Annotated in this window: 13 protein-coding genes; 4 read left to right on the top strand and 9 right to left on the bottom strand. The window is 68.3% G+C overall.

Annotated elements, in window-relative coordinates:
* Window positions 1-412: 412 nt before the first annotated feature.
* Entirely contained in the window at window positions 413-1,072 is a 660-nt protein-coding gene (locus tag CEB94_RS04360; RefSeq protein WP_175430897.1) for a response regulator, read from the bottom strand.
* Window positions 1,073-1,074: 2 nt separating this feature from the next.
* Window positions 1,075-2,022 (bottom strand): HAMP domain-containing sensor histidine kinase, encoded by a 948-nt coding sequence (locus CEB94_RS04355; RefSeq protein ID WP_175430896.1) that lies wholly within the window; start codon window positions 2,020-2,022, stop codon window positions 1,075-1,077.
* Window positions 2,023-2,477: 455 nt separating this feature from the next.
* On the opposite strand from CEB94_RS04355, the gene CEB94_RS04350 reads away from it, so the two are divergent.
* The 4 genes from CEB94_RS04350 to CEB94_RS04335 all read left to right on the top strand — a co-directional run bounded on the left by CEB94_RS04350 (window position 2,478) and on the right by CEB94_RS04335 (window position 5,897).
* Window positions 2,478-2,642 carry a hypothetical protein gene (locus CEB94_RS04350; protein WP_175430895.1) on the top strand — a complete coding sequence of 55 codons (165 nt, stop codon included), beginning with the start codon at window positions 2,478-2,480 and terminating at the stop codon, window positions 2,640-2,642.
* A 14-nt stretch (window positions 2,643-2,656) separates the two neighbouring features.
* Complete coding sequence (locus CEB94_RS04345; RefSeq protein ID WP_425472536.1) at window positions 2,657-3,937, top strand: ArsB/NhaD family transporter; 1,281 nt, start codon at window positions 2,657-2,659, stop codon at window positions 3,935-3,937.
* 90 nt (window positions 3,938-4,027) lie between these two features.
* Window positions 4,028-4,318, top strand: a complete 291-nt coding sequence (locus CEB94_RS04340; protein WP_175430893.1) for a DUF3040 domain-containing protein — start codon at window positions 4,028-4,030, stop codon at window positions 4,316-4,318.
* A gap of 46 nt (window positions 4,319-4,364) precedes the next feature.
* Entirely contained in the window at window positions 4,365-5,897 is a 1,533-nt protein-coding gene (locus CEB94_RS04335) for a potassium/proton antiporter (protein WP_175430892.1), read from the top strand.
* Window positions 5,898-6,001: 104 nt separating this feature from the next.
* On the opposite strand, the gene CEB94_RS04330 is transcribed toward CEB94_RS04335, so the two are convergent.
* The 7 genes from CEB94_RS04330 to CEB94_RS04300 form a co-directional block, all read right to left on the bottom strand.
* Window positions 6,002-7,315, bottom strand: a complete 1,314-nt coding sequence (locus CEB94_RS04330) for an RICIN domain-containing protein (protein WP_175430891.1) — start codon at window positions 7,313-7,315, stop codon at window positions 6,002-6,004.
* A 349-nt stretch (window positions 7,316-7,664) separates the two neighbouring features.
* The gene (locus CEB94_RS04325; protein ID WP_175430890.1) at window positions 7,665-9,596 is read right to left on the bottom strand and encodes a glycosyl hydrolase 53 family protein; all 1,932 of its coding nucleotides are present in this window, start codon (window positions 9,594-9,596) and stop codon (window positions 7,665-7,667) included.
* A 90-nt stretch (window positions 9,597-9,686) separates the two neighbouring features.
* A complete protein-coding gene (locus CEB94_RS42165) occupies window positions 9,687-11,882 on the bottom strand; it encodes a family 43 glycosylhydrolase (protein WP_425472428.1) in 2,196 nt (731 codons plus the stop codon).
* On the bottom strand, window positions 11,869-13,218 hold the full coding sequence (locus tag CEB94_RS04315; RefSeq protein WP_218945890.1) for a right-handed parallel beta-helix repeat-containing protein: 1,350 nt from the start codon (window positions 13,216-13,218) through the stop codon (window positions 11,869-11,871). Before CEB94_RS04315 ends, CEB94_RS42165 begins: the two co-directional genes overlap by 14 nt.
* A gap of 118 nt (window positions 13,219-13,336) precedes the next feature.
* Complete coding sequence (locus CEB94_RS04310) at window positions 13,337-14,173, bottom strand: carbohydrate ABC transporter permease (protein ID WP_246111714.1); 837 nt, start codon at window positions 14,171-14,173, stop codon at window positions 13,337-13,339.
* Window positions 14,163-15,158, bottom strand: coding sequence for a carbohydrate ABC transporter permease (locus tag CEB94_RS04305; RefSeq protein ID WP_175430889.1), 996 nt, complete (start codon window positions 15,156-15,158; stop codon window positions 14,163-14,165). Before CEB94_RS04305 ends, CEB94_RS04310 begins: the two co-directional genes overlap by 11 nt.
* Window positions 15,159-16,442, bottom strand: coding sequence for an ABC transporter substrate-binding protein (locus CEB94_RS04300; protein ID WP_175430888.1), 1,284 nt, complete (start codon window positions 16,440-16,442; stop codon window positions 15,159-15,161).
* Window positions 16,443-16,553: the final 111 nt, after the last annotated feature.

Below are 16,553 nucleotides of genomic sequence, written 5' to 3'. Positions count from 1 at the left end.
CCGCATCACCTCCCTGGTGCCAGCCGCCCAGCCGAGGCCCCTGCCCACCGCTCACGTCTCAGCTGCTCCTTGTGGAGACACCTCGTATGCTTCCCGCCGTCATCGCATTCGGGATCGCCTTCTTCTGTTTCACGCTGTGGTGCTCCGTCACGGTCGCCAGGATGCGGGACATACCCAAGTGGCGCAGGTTCCTGCCTATAGGTCTCTGCCTGCTGGCCGCTGGAGCGAGCCTGCTACGTGCCTTCGACATCCCTGAAGTGGCGAACACAGTCGCCTCTCCCTTGAATCTGGCGGTCGTATTGCTCTCGCTCGCGGAGATGCGTGGTCGTCGTAGGCGTGGAACCGGCTTTTCTTCGCAGTGAAGGCTCGTGTCGTTGGACCATGGGTGACGACCCGGGTGGCTGGTCGGTGGTCAGGGTTCGATCAGCCCGACGCGGATGGCATAGCGGGTGAGTTCGAGGCGGTCTTTGAGGCCGAGTTTCTGCAGCAGGTTGGCTCGGTGGCGTTCGACGGTCTTGACGCTGATGACGAGGAGGTCGGCGATCTCCTGGGAGGTGTGGCCTTCGGCGACGAGTTTGAGGATCTCCTCCTCGCGGTCGGTGATGGCTCTGGCGGGCGGGGGCTGTCCTTCCCGGACGCGGTCGAGGTAGTTGCGGATGAGGGCGTTGACGGCGCCAGGGTAGAGGAAGGGTTCGCCGCGCATGGTGGCGCGGCAGGCTTCGACGAGGTCGCGGTCGGCGACGGATTTGAGGACGTATCCGGAGGCGCCGGCGGCGAGGGTTTCGAAGAAGTACTGCTCGTTGTCGTACATGGTCAGCATGAGGATGCGCAGCTCGGGCTGGGTGCGCGAGAGTTCGCGAGCGGCCTGCAGGCCGGTCAGGCGGGGCATGGCGATGTCGAGGATGGCCAGGTCCGGGTGGTGGGTGCGGGCGGCCTCGATGGCCTCGGCGCCGTCGCCTGCTTCGGCCACCACGGTGAGGTCGGGTTCGCTGTCGAGGATGAGGCGGACACCGCGGCGGACCAGGTGGTGGTCGTCGGCCAGCAGGATGCGGGTGGGCATCGCCTCGGGCATGGTCACTGACTCCGGTGGCGGGTGGGGACGGTCAGGCGTACTTCGGTGCCGCCGTCTGGTGCGGGGGCGAGGGTGAGGTCGGCGCCGATGAGCAGGGCGCGTTCGCGCATGCCGCGGATGCCGGCTCCTTCGGCGGCGCCGTCGATGCCGCGGCCGTTGTCGCGCACGTGCAGTTCCACGGCGTCCTGCGTCCGCTCCAGTGTGAGGTCGACGCGGGTGGCGTCGGCGTGGCGGGCGGCATTGGTCAGGCTCTCCTGGCAGACGCGGTAGAGGACGAGTTCGGCGTTGTCGCCCAGGGGCGGCAGGTCGGGCGCGATGTGGTGGCGTACGGACAGGGAGGGGCCGGTGAACTCGGTGGCGAGTGATTTCAGGGCGCTGGTCAGGCCGAGTTCTTCCAGGACGCCGGGGCGCAGGCGGCGGGCGATGCGGCGGATCTCGTCCAGGCTGGCGCGGGTGGTCTCCTGTACCTGGTGCAGTTGCTCGCGTACGGGGTCGGGTGCTTGGCCGGCGACGCGTTTGAGGTCGAGCAGGACGGCGGTGAGGGTCTGTCCGATCTCGTCGTGGAGTTCCTGGGCGATGCGGTGGCGTTCGGATTCCTGCGCGGTCAGGGCGCGGGCGGCGCTGGTGGCGCGTTCGGCTTCCAGCCGGTCGAGCATGGTGTTGAACGTGGTGATCAGGTCGGCGACCTCGCCGTGACCGCCGACGGCCGGGCGGGCGCCGGGGCGCAGCAGGTCGGTGGTGTTCATGGCGCGGGCCAGGCGTTGCAGCGGGGCCAGGCCGATGCGCAGCAGCAGGGCGTTGGCGATGAGCATCGCGGCCAGGCCGACGGTGAGGATCGCGGCCTCGGTGAGCAGGACGGGGGTCGACACGGTGACCGGCCCCAGCAGCAGCGCGGTGGCGGTGACGAGCACCACGGCGTTGAGCAGGAAGATCCTCCAGAACAAGGGCACCGCGTACCGCCTTCCTGAGGTGGTCCTCGTTCCCACTATCGCCTCCCATGACACCGGACGGTGTGCCGGCCGACCGCTGAAGGCTGCTGGCGCCCGGGGCGCTCGGCTGCTCCAGCGTGGTCGCTGAGCGGGGCGCGCGTCCATCGGGTCTGGCACCCATTCCGCGTCAGCTTCTACAGGTCTGACCCGCCCGTATTTGGGTGCCAGACCCGATGGTGCGCGCCCTGTGAGGCGGGTGAGGGTGGAGCCAATCCACCATCCCCGACCCCGTGACCGTCTGCGGCAGCGGCGACCGCTTACGGCGTGGGTCGGGCTGGCGCACCCCCATCTCCGACGGCCGTACAGCCATGTCGGCCTGCCGTTTCCGCTTTCCGCGAGCAGAGGCGCGGGGCGCGGTGTCGGGCGGGCGGCACAGGGGGGCGGGTCTGTCGGATCACGAGAGGAGCCCGGCCCCGATGTACGCAGTGCCACAGCGACATGGTCACACCAAGGCGGTCTCCGGCCCGGTCCTGCTGGTGCTGCGCTGCGTGCGTCGCGCGGCAGCCGTGTGGGTGCGCCGCATGGCGGGTGCCGAAACGGCCGGGACAGACCGGTGCGGCATGCGGAAGGGGGCGCGGTGAGCGTCACGGCATGGATGGCGGTAGCGGTGTTCGCCGCCGTCTACGTGCTGATCGCGACGGAGTGGGTGCACCGGGTCGCCGCCGCGCTGGCTGGCGCGGTCGTGATGCTGCTGATCGGGGCGACCGACGCCGAGCACGCGTTCTTCTCCGAACACGCGGGCATCGACTGGAACGTCATCTTCCTGCTGCTCGGCATGATGCTGATCGTCGCCGTGCTGAAACGGACCGGGATCTTCGAGTTCATCGCGATCTGGGCGGCGCGCCGGGCCCACGGGAGACCGTACCGGCTGATGGTGCTGCTGACCGTGGCGACGGGATTCCTGTCCGCATGGCTGGACAACGTCACCACCGTGCTGCTGATCGCGCCGGTGACGATCCTGGTCTGCCGACGGCTCGGGCTGCCCGTGATCCCGTATCTCATCGCCGAAATCATGGCCTGCAATATCGGCGGCGCCGCCACCCTCATCGGGGATCCGCCCAACATCATGATCGGCTCCCGGGCGGACCTGTCCTTCAACGACTTCCTGATCCACATGACGCCCATCGTCGTCGTGCTGATGATCGTGTTCGTTCTGATGAGCCGGGTGATGTTCCGCAGCGCGTTCCGCTACGACCCCGAGCGCGCCGCATCCGTCATGGAGCTCAACCCAAGGCAGGCCATCAAGGACGTCCGGCTGCTCATTGTCAGCGGCGTGGTGATCACCGCCGTGATGGCCTGCTTCGTGCTGCACACCGCGCTGCATCTGGAGCCCTCGGTGGTGGCCATCAGTGGGGGGCTGCTGCTGCTCGGCGTCTCGCGGCTCAGGCCCGGTGATGTGGTCAAGGACGTGGAGTGGGAGACCCTGGCGTTCTTCACCGGGCTGTTCGTCATGGTCGGCGCGATGGTGCAGACCGGAGTGATCGGCGACCTGGGTGAGGCGGCGGCCGACGCGACCGGCGGCAATCTGCTGGGGACGGCGATGGCCCTGGTGTTCGGCTCCGTGGTGCCCTCCGCGGTCATCGACAACATCCCCTTCGTGGCGTCGGTGAGCCCGATCGTCTCGGAGATCGTGGCCTCGTCGGGCGGGTCTGAGGAGGCGGGGGTGCTGTGGTGGGCCTTCGCGCTCGGCGCGGACCTCGGCGGCAACGCCACGATCATCGCCTCCTCGGCCAACGTCGTCGTCATCGGCATCGCCGAGCGGGAAGGGCACCACATCTCGTTCTGGCAGTTCAGCCGCTACGGACTCATCGTCACCGCCGTAACCGTCACCATCGCGGCCGCGTATGTGTGGCTGCGCTACTTCGCTCTGGTGTGATCGTGATGCCCCGCGCCCGCAAGGAGACCAGATGGCCCGCACCGCTGCCCGCGACGCCTGCCCGCCGTCCCGTGCCGGGAGGAGGAGGTCATGGCCGGATCGGATGACAAGCGGCTCGGCGAGATCGAGTCCCGCCTGCACGGTGAGGATCCCCGGTTCGCCCGCGCCCTCGGCACCGGCCGCCCCTGCCGGCCACGCGAGTACCGGCACACGAGGGCCTGGCTGCTGCTCGCACTCGCCCTGGCCGTGCTGGGCACCGGCATCGCCTTGGCCCACGGACTGCTCATCGCCACCGGCCTGGTCCTCGCCGGCATGGCCGGGGAACTTTTCAACCCCCAGCGCGACGCGCGCAGGCACCGGGGTCCTCCGCCCCGGTCCTGACCTCAGCGGCCGTCAGACAGCTGCTCGATAACACGAGGACCGATCGATGACCCTGTCCGAGCTGTACCTGACGCTGCTGATCGGTGGCACGGTGCTGCTGGCCAGCATCGCCGCTGCCCGCACCGCCGACCGCATCGGCCTGCCCAGCCTGTTGCTGTTCCTCGCGGTCGGCGTCATCGCCGGCGAGGACGGGCTCGGCCTGGAGTTCGACGACGCCCAGCTCGCTCAGGCGCTGGGCACGGCCGCCCTGGCGGTCATCCTCGTCGAGGGCGGCCTGACCACCCAGTGGAGCGACGTCAGGCGCCTGCTGGCCCCCGCCGGCGTGCTCGCCACCGCCGGTGTGGCCGTCTCGGTCGTGGTGACCGCTGCCGGTGCGCACTGGCTGCTGGGCATGGACTGGCACCTGGCGCTGCTGCTGGGGGCGATCGTCTCCTCCACCGACGCCGCCGCCGTCTTCGCCGTCCTGCGCGCGCTGCCGCTGCCACAGAAAGTGACCGCATTGGTGGAGGCCGAGTCCGGCTTCAACGACGCCCCCACCATCATCCTCGTCCTGGCCTTCGCCACTGCCACCACCGACCTGCCCGGCCCCGCCCCCCTTCTGGGTAACCTGCTCTACCAGCTCGCGGTCGGCGGAACGCTGGGCGTGCTGATCGGCCGCCTGGGTGTCGCCGCGCTGCGGCGCATCGCACTGCCCGCCACGGGCCTGTACCCGCTGGCCACGGTCGGCTTCGGCATCATCGCTTTCGCCGCCGCCGGAGCGGTGAACGCGAGCGGCATCATCGCCGCCTACCTGTCCGGCCTCGTCCTGGGCAACGCCAAGCTTCCCCACCGCGCCGCCACCCGATCGTTCGCCGAGGGCGCCGGCTGGCTGGCCCAGATCGGCCTGTTCGTCATGCTGGGCCTGCTCGTCGATCCCAGCGAGCTGCCCTCCGCGGTCCTCCCGGCCCTCGTCGTCGGCCTGGTCCTGCTGCTGGCCGCCCGCCCGGTTTCCGTCCTGGCCTGCCTGCTGCCCTTCCGGGGCATCTCGTGGCGAGAGCAGGCGTTCATCTCCTGGGCTGGCCTGCGCGGCGCGGTCCCCATCGTGCTCGCCACCTTCCCCATCGTCGCCGGAGTCACCGGCGCCCGCGACGTACTCAACATCGTGTTCGTCCTCGTGGTCCTGTTCACCCTCATCCAGGGCCCCACCCTGCCCGCCGTCGCCCGCCGCTTGGGCCTGACCCGCCCCGGCGCGCTGCGCGAGATCCAGGTCGAGACCGCCCCCCTCGACGTACTGGACGCCGACCTGCTCACCGCCACGATTCCGCAGCGTTCCCGGCTGCACGGCGTCGCCGTCTTCGAACTGCGCCTGCCGACCCCGACCGTCGTCACCCTGATCGTCCGCGACGGCACCACCATCGTCCCCGACCGCGACACCGTGCTACGCGCCGACGACGAACTCCTGCTGATCACCACCCCCGACACCCGGGAAGCCACGGAGCGCCGCCTGCGTGCGATTGGCCGACGCGGCAAACTCGCCCGCTGGCTCGGCGAACACGGCGCCCCCAAACCTGAGCCCACCACCGCGGCACGGAGCGGATAACGCCGCACCGCTCGCTGAATTGCCACGATCCGTGGCCCTTATCCTCCCTGTAAGCATTTGCGCGATGTCGGGGCACCGCCCGAGCGGTGCCCCGACAGTCCCGGTCAGACGCGGCGGCGGGTGAAGCGCTGGTTGGGGTTGCCGCTGTAGGTGTACTGGGCGATGCGGGCGCCGTCGGCGGTGGAGTACTCCCAGACATCCATGGCCAGGCCGGACTCCCGGTTGACGAGGCTGATCACACCTCCACCGTGATCGACCACGCGCCACTGCTGGCTGGTGGCGCTGGTGTCGGCCTGCTGGACGATATCCGCGCCGGTCGCGGTGCCCGTGGGCTGGAGGAACAGGCCACTGTGCAGCGCCTTGACGCGGACGTGGCCGTCGCCGGCGTCGACGAACTCGAATTGCTGGTTGGGGCGACTGCTGGTGGTTCGCTGGACGAGTTGTGCGCCGACGGCGGTGGAGGCACCGTTGATCTCGGCGGCCTTGCCGCTGTGCTGGGCCAGCAGGGTGTAGAGGCCCGGGCCGCCGGGGGAGTCGCCCAGCTGGGCTTCCCACCTGGTGTTGGACCCGGACGCGTCGGCCGGGAGGCGGTCCCGTGCGGCGGTGTCGCCGTACATGGTCCAGCGGGCCCAGTCGACGACGGTCCTCGGGAAGCGCTGGTCGCTCCAGAAGCTGGTGTGGCTGCCGCCGACGAAGGTGAGGAACGCCTTGGGCCAGGTGATCTCCGAGTATGCCTGCCGGGCCGAGGAGTACGCCGTGGTCGAGTCCCGGTCGCCGTGGACGAACAGGACCTTGGCCGAGACCGAACCGGACGGGTTGCCCATGTCCACGCAGGACTGGGGGTTGGCGGACTTGATCCGGCTGTCGGGCCAGGAGGTCAGCAGGCCGTGGGTGACCATGCCGCCCAGGGAGTGGCCCGAGACGCCGACGCCGATGCCGGTGTTGATGTGCCCGGCCAGCGGTCCGCTCGCGTTGAGCGCGAGGGTGTTGGTGAGGATCTGCGAGACGTCCTTGGAGGTGTTGCCGTTGTTGACGTCGTTGAAGTTGTGGTTGAAGTGCGGGGCGGGGACGATGAAGCCCGCCGAGGCCAGGGCCCGGATGATGAACAGGGAGTTCTGCGGGCTGCTCCCGTAGCCGTGGGTGAAGTTGTAGACGGGGAAGACACCGGCGGCGACCGGGGCGTCCGTCACCGGACTGCCGCCGGCGGTGCCGGTGGCCGGGTAGTAGACGTACGTGGTGCACGGGCGGCTGCCGCGGGTCCAGTTGTACCGGCGCACGCCGACCGCGAACGGCGTGGTCGGCGCGGTGTCCAGTGGCCCGGCGGCGGCCGGTGCCTGCCCTGCCCCTAGCAGGGACAGGCCCACGCCCGTCGCTCCGGCCGCGGTCATGCTGAGGAAGGTCCGTCGTCGCATGGTCATGGATGACTCCTTGGGTGCGGGGATGAGTGGAGGGTTCGGCGTTCGGCTGGTCCCGTTGCCGGGTGCGTCCCGTCGGCGACAGAGGTCGACAGATCGACGGGTCGCGCGGCGCGACAGCGGGTCTGGGTGCTCCTGCCACCCGCGAGGGGCGGCAGGAGCGGCATGCGGTTGGTCGGGTGCGCCGGATGCCGGGGTGAGTGTGGCCGTTCCGGTCGAACACGGCCTGGTTCTCCCAGGCGCTGCCGCAGTTGTTGCTGTTGGCCACCGAGTGAGCGGAGCACTGCTGTGAAGCGGTGATGATGTCGCCGGTGCCGTCGTGGTCTCGGTGGTGCGACGTCGGTGAAGCAGGCTATGAGGTGGTCATGTCGTGTTCGCCGTGGCTGGGCATGACGTCGATGACCGCCGTGACCGGTCCTGTGCCGGTCGTCCCGGTGACTGTCACCTCACCCGGCCTGTCCGTCGCGCCAGGTGGCAATGGCTGCCAGCGGACGGGGACAGCGGTGATCTTGTTGTTGGCGGTGGTGAGCATGCGGATGGAGGAGGGCAGCTTTGGGGCGGCCCTCACCATCGTGCTGGTGTAGATGGTGTCCTGGAGGATGTGCTTGGCGCGGCTGGCGTTGAAGACGTTGATGGACGCGTGCGGCTCCCACGTGTTCGCCAGTCCGGGCACGGCCCGGAACATCGGCTGGTAGCCGGCCGGTTCCCACACCAGTGCCCCTGAACCTCGGTTGTCGACCACGTCGTTGGCGGCCTGGAACACCCTGCGGATCGCGTCCGCCTGCCCCTGAATGGTTCGCGGGTACGGCGAGTTGGGCAACGGCGAGCCGTCGCCGCCCGACGCGGGGTAGGCGGTTTCGGCGATGTCGATCTCGTAGCCGGGATAGGTGGTGGCCATGGTGTTCAGGTTGAGATCCAGCGCCTCGGGCGTACCGTGCCACTCCGGGTAGTACGAGATGGCCAGCACATCGGGCTTCTGGCCCTTCGCCTTCACCCGGGTGAGGAACTGGTGCCAGAACTCCATGGTTTTGGCGAGCTTGTCCTTGTCGACGATCACGTGTATCTCGACCTTGGATGTCGGTGACGCGTCTCGGACGGCCTTGATCCCGGCCGCGGCCAGGGTGGTGAACCGGTCCCACGACTGGTCGTAGAGCTGCCGCTCCACCGGGTCGGCCGACCGCCAGTACTTCCACAGCAGTCCACCGCCGGGCTTGGACTGGTAGATATCGGCCTGGTCGACGAAATACGGCGGACTCGTCGTGCCGATGTGGGCCGCTTCGCTGCCGTACATGAAGCCATTGATGATCTCGTTGCCGACGGCCACCTTCTCCGGCGTGGTGCCCTGCCGGATCAGCCGCTTCAGATAGTCGGCGGTGAAGTCGTACACGGCATTGGACAGGTCCGCGAACTCCAGCTCGGCCCAGGCGCGTGGTTTGGGTTGCTTGCTCGGGTCCGCCCAGGAGTCCGCGTAGTGGAAGTCGATCCCCAGGCCCATGCCCCGCTGCTCGATCCACTTGGCTGAGGCCAGTGAGCGCTCCGGACCCTGGCGCGGTATCGGCGTCGGTTGACCGGTGCTCTCGCTGCGCGGCTCGTTGAATATCCGCAGCCGGCTGTACTCGATGCCACGGTCCTTGGCCACGTCGAGCAGGTGTGGCCCGGCGCCGCGGTCTTCGGCCAGGGGGTCGACCCAGTGCTGCTGGTCCTGGACGTCGTCCATCCAGGACAGATCGGCGCCGAGGGTGAGGTCGTCGCGCAGGTAGTTGAAGACCTGGAGCTCGCTGACACCTGCCCGGGCCCGGCCCGGCCCACCTGTGAACGTCAGCCGGACGAAGCGCGTTCCCGGCCGGGTGAACAGGTGCACTTCCCCTCGCGACACGGCTCGGTTGTGGGACCTGTCGGCGATGGCCTTCCACCGGCGACCGTCGGATGAAGCCTCGACGACGTACCGGTGGGCCACGCCACGGTCCGGGAAAAGCACCTTGACCTTACGCAGGTTGTCGTAGGTTCCACCGAGGTCGACGGTGAGCCACTGCCGGGCGCCGGCACTACCGGGTTGCCAGGACGTCGTCGGGTCGCCGTCGATGGCCAGACGGGCGCTGGACGAGCCGGAGGCGGCCGTCGCCGAAGCCCAGGGCTTGGCAGCGATATTGCTCTCGATCGGCTTGATGTCCGCGGTTCCGAAGGTCGCGTGGGCCGACTCGGGCACCATGAGTAGGTTCGCGGACACCACGGTGACCAACGTCGTCGCGACCGCGATGGCGCGGGGCAGACGCGTTCTGCTCATGTCCTTCTCCTGACGATGTCACGTACGGGCGGCATGGGCTGTTCCGTACGCTCTGCCGGTCGCAAAGACCGGCAGAGCACGGGACGTCAGTCAGCCGACATCGAGGTAGTCGACGTTGGGCAGTCCGGTTGACGTGGTCGGATCCAGCCGGATGGTGTTGCTGCCGGCGTTCAGCGGGACCGTCACGGTCTTGGTCGTCCACGTCGTCCACGCGCCGGTGGACTCGAACGAAAGCGCCCCTGCCGTGGCTCCGTTGACGACGAGGTTCGCGGGCCTCGCACCGGTGGTGGCGCCATTGGCGAACCGGATCCCCAACGTCGCCGTACTGGCGGTCGCGGAGTTCACGGTGAACTCCGCGAAGGCCCCCACAGCGCTGTCGCCGTTGCAGAACCCGCTGCCGGAATAGCCGGCTTGATTCGAGTCGATCGTGCCCCGGCACTGTGCCGGAGCGGTCTCTGCCTCGTAACGCCCCGGAGGCGCTGGTGTGTCGGCAGAGGTCTTGACGAGTGAGAGCTGGTCGACGGTGACGCCGCCCGAACCCGACGCCCGCACGGTGACGGTGGCGGCCCCGCCGGGCAGCTCGATGCCGGTGAGCTCGCGCTTGGCCCAGCCGCTCGACGACGGGACGCCGAGGGTGCGCTGGCTGCCGTTGGCGCCGGTGATCACGACCTGTCCGGCGCTACCCCGAGCGTGCAGGGACAGGGTGTAGGTGCCTGCGGGCACCAACTCGATCCGCTGCTCGACGCCGCCGCTGTTGCTCACCTGGAGGGCGAAGCGAGACCCGTTCACACCACCGTTGACGTTGGTCACCGAACCGCCGAGGTTCCGCCATCCCCGCACGCTGGAGACGATGACGCGGTCGGCCTGGATGTCGGGGTTGAGGATGTAGTTGTTCGCCGGCCCGACGCGCCACTCCCCGGTCGTGGCGTTGAACTGCCACTGGCTCACCGAGTGGAACTGAGGCCTCGCGCCGGTCTTGGTGATCGGCACCCACTGGTTGTACCCGATGCCGTTCCAGGCGAAGTCGGCCCAGCGGTCGCCGGCGTAGAGCACCGTGTTCTGCTTGGTGCCCTTGACCGTCACGAAGAACCCGGTCTGGGTCACGTGGCTGTAGTCCATCTCGGTGCCGGCAAGGACGTACTCGCTGCTGTAGGAGCCCTGGACGTTGCTGCTGGTCGACTCGTTGACGTAGTTGACAGAGGTGTTCCAGCCGTGCAGGTCCGACGCCGCGTGGTAGTACCTGCCGTCGAGCTTGAACATGGCGTTGCCCTCGCGACCGGCGCCGCTGCGGATCTGCACGCCTGGCTCGATCCGCAGCGAGTCGGACTCCCGGAACTTGGCCACGAAGCCGCGCGACCGTCCTTCGCGGTTGGAGAAGATCAGGTAGTCCTTGCCGTTGTCGTCGGTGAAGACGGTCTGGTCTCCGGTGCCGGTCGTCGGCGAGTTGGTGATCTGGGTCTGGAAGTAGCCGTAGTCGAAGGTGTCGGTGGGTGAGTCGCCCTGCAGCAGCAGGACACCGTGCCCGCCTCCGACGTAGGCCTGGGTGGCGAGCACGTACTTGCCGGTGTTCTCGTTGTACGAGACCCCGAGCCGCCCGACCCATCCCGCCTGACCGAGGGTGGCCCCGTTGTTGATCTTGGTCGAGCGCGTCGCGACGTTGTTCTCGAACTTCCAGTTCACCAGGTCCTTGGACGAGTACACGGGGACCGAGACGAAGCTGACGTTGCCGTCGTACTTCTTCGTCGGATTGGCCCGGTAGAGCTCGGCGCCGGTGTAGTGCACGCCGTACCAGTAGTAGGTGTCGCCGAACTTGAAGACCCCACCGCCCTGCGAATAGATGGGGTTGCCGCTGGTGTCGTTCCAGAAGGTGTTGTTCGTGATGGTCTGGAACGTGCCCTCGTCGGCGGCCTTCAGATCGCCGGCGGCGGTCATCAGCGCCGTCTTCGCGTCGGCGACGTCCGACGTGGTGGCCGAGGAGTCGTCGGCGACCTCGGCCGCGGCGGTCAGCGCCTTGGCGAAGGGCTTCCAGGAGTCAGCCGTGTACTTGGTCGGAGTGCGCGTCTGGTAGTCGGACACCAGGTATTCGAGGCCGCGGTCCACCGGTCCAGCAGCGGCCCCCTGGTCCTGGAGCTCCGTTGCCTGTGTCTGCGTTGCAGGTGTCTCCGCCGCGGCGGTGCTCGCCGAGAGCGGTGCCGCCAACGCCACGGACAACAGGGTGGCGGCGGCCAACTTCCAGTACTTCGAGACGACACGCGATCTTTGTTTCAAGAGGTCACCTTCCGTCATTCTCAAAGGCGCCGAGATCCGGCGCACTTCCGTTGAAGGGCAGTCCCACGGTGGTGCCCTTGTCGATCAGGGCACTGCTCGCCGCGAGACGGAGGTGGGGCAGCACGGGCAGACTCCCGTCGGCCTGGCGGGGCGCGTCCCAGCCGGACGTCGACACACTCCGGAACTGGGAGTCCGACAGGGGGACGCCGAGGTTCCAGGTGTTGTACGCGGCGTTCGTGCCGCTCATGTACGACGTCGCCGTTCCGGTGTAGGCGATGTTGTTGCGCAGGTTGCCCCGGCCGACGGCGGCACCGCTCGAGTTGATTCCCCGCATGCTGAAGTTGGGGTGGTTTCCGTAGCCGGTGTTGTTGAAGAAGTCGTTGGCCACCGGGTGGTGGTTGGCGTAGAAGCCGGCCGCTTTGTTGAGGAACGCCACCGAGTAGCGGACGGTGTGCTTCGGCGCGTTGGCCTCGTAGTCGCCCCCGTAGCCGCCGGACTTGAAGCCGGCTCCGTTGCCGGAGGGCGTCGTCGTCCCCGGCACGTACCCGTTGCGCCAGGCCCACGAGTTCTCGATGATCACGGGCGAGTAGGTGGAGATGAGGTCGAACCCGTCATCGGCGTTCCACCATGCGCGGCAACCCCGGAACACGTTCGCGGGGCGGCCGGCCGGCGTGTAGTGCGCACCGAACCCGTCGGCGTTCTCGCCGGGCCCGTCGTTGCTGCGCAGGTCATAGTTGTCATGCGCGTCCGAGTTGAGGACGAGGTTGCCGCTCCCGCCGCTGATGAACAGGCCGGTACCCATGTGGTGGTGGGTGTTGATCTGCTCGAAGACGTCGTTGCTGCCGGAAACCCAGATCCCCCAGGACTCGGCGTTGCGGTTGTTGTTCTGGGGAACCCCCTTGACTTCCAGTCCTTTGAGGTGGATCCAGCTGCCGGTGACGCTGAAGCCCTTGATGCGGCAGTTGTCCGTCATCCGCGAGAAGTCGAAGACCGGTTTCTCGCCCGGATGGGCCCAGTACCGGATCGGGTTGCCCGAGCTGCCGCTCTTGTTGAGGGTGATCGCGTCGACCTTGGCGGTCTGGCTCGAACAGGCGCTGTTCGCGCGGGTGTAGGCGTAGGTGCCGCCCCGGAAGTAGACCGTGTCGCCCGCCTTGGCGACGGCCTGTGCACGGGCGATCGATGCCCACGGGGCGGCCTGCGTGCCTGCCGCACCGTCGTTCCCGTTCGGGGCGACGTAGTAGGTGTTTCCGGCCGCCGCATCGCTCGCGGCCGCCGAGCCTGGGGCCATGGCGACGGAACTCGCCGTGACCACCGAGAGCAGGAGGGCAGGGGTGCCGAACTTCGCGGTTCTCACAGCGTCATCTCCCGAGTCAGGGGTGGTTTCCCGTGCGGCAGTAGGGCTCGTGCCTGCCTGAAGAACTCGGCGCAGGCGCAAGCTGCTTTTCGAGGGGTGGGACCACGCGCGTGTTTCTTCAGAACTTCATGGCGCCGGCGGCCAGGTTGGCGATGAAGTGGCGCGAGCCGATCAGGAAGACCCCGATCAGCGGGATCACTGACATGAGTGCTCCGGCGATGACCATCGACTGGTCGGTGGTGTAGACGCCGTTCAGCTGCTGCACGGCCACCTGCAGTGTCACCTTGCCCGGGTCGGTCATCACGATCAGTGGCCACAGGTAGTCGTTCCAGATGTGGAAGAAGGTGAAGATCCCCAGGAACGCCAGCCCCGGGCGGAGCACCGGCAGTCCCACCGTCCACCACTGGCGGAAGAACCCGGCCCCGTCGACCCTCGAGGCCTGGATCAGCTCGTCGGCGATCGCCCCCTGCGCGTACTGGCGCATCCAGAAGATCCCGAAAGCGTTGGCCGCACCGGGAATGATCAGCGCTTTGAGCGAGCCGACCCAGCCGAGCCAGGCCAGGGTGACGAACTGCGGCACCAGCGCCAGCTGCAGCGGAATCATGAAGGTGGCCAGCACGATCCAGAACAGCACTCTGCGCCCGGGGAAGTCGTATTTGGCGAAGGCGAAGGCGGCCAGCGAGTCGAAGAGCAACACCAGGAACGTCACGGATGTGGCGGCCACGACGGTGATGCCCATCGACCCCCAGAAGTCGATGCCGTCGAACACCTTGTTCATGTTCTCCCACAGGTGGGAGCCCGGGATCAGCTTGGGCGGGTAGGCGAAGATGTCCCCGGTGGTGTTCGAGGCCATCACGAACATCCAGTAGAACGGGAAGATCGTGATCAGCGCGCCCAGCAGGAGTACGGCGTGGCCCACGATGGTCCGCGACCGGGCGGCGGTCTCAGCGCGCACGGGACTTCCCCTTCCGCTTGCCGGTGCCGATCGCGTCCTCGTCCCGGCCGCCGATCAGCCGCCAGTTGATGACGGAGAACACCGCGATGAGGAGGAACAGCGCCCAGCCGACGGCCGCGCCGTAGCCGAACCGGTTGAAGATGAACGCCTGCTGGTAGAGGTAGAGCACGATGGTGGTGGCCTCGCCGCCGGGCCCGCCGACGTTCCCGTTGTCGTCCACCGGGAACAGCACCTGCGGCTCGGTGAACAGTTGCAGCCCGCCGATGGTGGAGGTGACGGCGACGAACAGGATCACCGGGCGGAGCATCGGGATGGTGATCCGGAAGAAGGTCTGGCGGTTGTCGGCGCCGTCGACCTTGGCGGCCTCGAACACGTCGCTGGAGATGGCCTGCAGGCCGGCCAGGCAGATGATGGCGTTGTAGCCGACCCATCGCCAGATGGTGATCGCCGCCACGGAGATCTTCATCGCCCACGGGTCGGACAGCCAGCCGACCTCGCCGGAGTTGATCGCCCGCAGCGCGCTGTTGAGCAGCCCGGAGCTGTCGCTGAAGACGGAGCCGAGCACCAGGGTCATCGCCACGATCGAGGTGACGTTCGGGACGAAGTAGGCCACCCGGTAGAACGCCTTGAACCGCACCGTGGTGTGCAGGGCGTAGGCGATGACCAGCGCCAGGAAGACCATCGGGACGGTGGACAGGAACCAGATGATCAGGGTGTTGCCGATCGACTGCCAGAAGTCGGAGTCGGTCACCAGGTACGCGTAGTTCTCCCAGCCGATCGGCCGCGCCTCTCCGATGCCGTCCCACGACATGAATGACAGGTAGATGGAGAAGCCGACCGGGAAGACGCCGAAGACGGCGAAGAGGAGGAAGAACGGGGAGACCGCCGTGTACATCGGCCAGTAGCGGCGCCAGCCGGGCAGCGGCCTGGACCCGTCCGGTGGCGGCTTGGCGGTCCTCCCGCGCAGCGCATCGGCGAGGCCCATTCAGATCGCCCCCTCGCGGGTGAGTTCACGCTCGATGGTGTTCTGGGCGTCCCTCCATGCCGTGTCGACGTTCTTGCCGGACTCCACGTTGGCGAGCTCGGCGGCGAAGACGGGGTCCATCACTCGGTCGTACGGGCTCTTGTAGACGGTCCTGACCTGCCGCGCCGACGGTCCGAACACCTCGATGGTGCGCTGTCCGCCGTAGAAGGGCCGGGACTCACGCATCTCCGGCCTCGTGAAGGAGTGCGGGGAGGACGGGAACAGCGACATCTCCGTGAACGCCTTGACCTGGTTCTCAGGAGACTGCAGCCAGGTGATGAACTTGTAGGCCGCCTCGGGATTCTTGGAGTACTTGGTGATCGCCAGGAAGGACCCGCCGACGTTGCCGGAGCCGCCGGGCGGGTCGGCCACCCGCCACTTGCCCCCGGTCTTCGGCGCGGCCGACTCCGGGAAGGCGAGGCCCCACCACACCGCGCCGATACCGACCGGCTGGCGGCCACTGGTGATCACTCCGTACAAGTCGGGGGAGCCCTCCGGGGCGCCGGCCGACAGGCCCTCCCTGCCGATCCGGTAGGCCAGTTCGAATGTCTCGCGCAGTTCGTCTCTGTCACCGATGTACCGGCCGTCCTCGGTCATGAACTTGCTGCCCAGCTGGCCCAGCCGGATGCTCCAGACGTGGCGGATGTTGGGGCAGATCACCGCGCGCTCCTGGGACCTCCGCAATTCCTTGCCCAGGGCGATGAAGCCGTCCCAGTCCGGGGCCCGGGCGGCGAGCTCCTTCGGGTCGGTGGTGATCCCGGCTTCCTGAAGCAGGTCGGCGCGGTAGAACAGCCCGGTGGGGCCGGTATCCATGGGGAACGCGATCATCCGGCCCTCGGGCGTGATGCACTCGCTCCACTTCCAGTCCAGGTACCGGCTCTTCAGCTCGGCCGCGCCGAAGGCGTTGAGGTCGACGAACACGTCCTGGTTGGGGAAGTAGGTGGCCACGTCGGAGTTGATGCCGATGATGTCCGGCACCAGGGACTTGCCGGCGAGCGCGGTACGCACCTTGGTGTTGAAATGGCCGCCGATGTTGGTGCGGCTGAGTCTGAAGCCCTGGGCCCCGGGAATGCCTTTCGTCTCCGCCCGGGCGACCAGCTCGTCGCTCACCGACCGGTCCCAGGTCCACAGAGTGATCTCATCCGGGTCGCCGAGCGAGCGCTGCGACCCGCAGCCGGCCGGCCCGAACCCTCCGGCGGCCGATCCGGCGCCCAGCGCCAGGAACCGTCTTCGTGACACTGCCATGGACGCGTGTACCACCTTCCGAGCGAGCGGCCCACCCCCTGATCGCTCAGGCGGTGGCCGAACAGACATCGCGAACGGCTGCTCTGGTTGAACGGGGGGGCGGCGTGCTTG

The sequence above is a fragment of the Streptomyces hawaiiensis genome (genome assembly GCF_004803895.1).
Taxonomy (GTDB): domain Bacteria; phylum Actinomycetota; class Actinomycetes; order Streptomycetales; family Streptomycetaceae; genus Streptomyces; species Streptomyces hawaiiensis.
The sequence above is the reverse complement of the archived record's forward strand: the minus strand, read 5'-3'. Positions and strand labels throughout refer to the sequence as shown.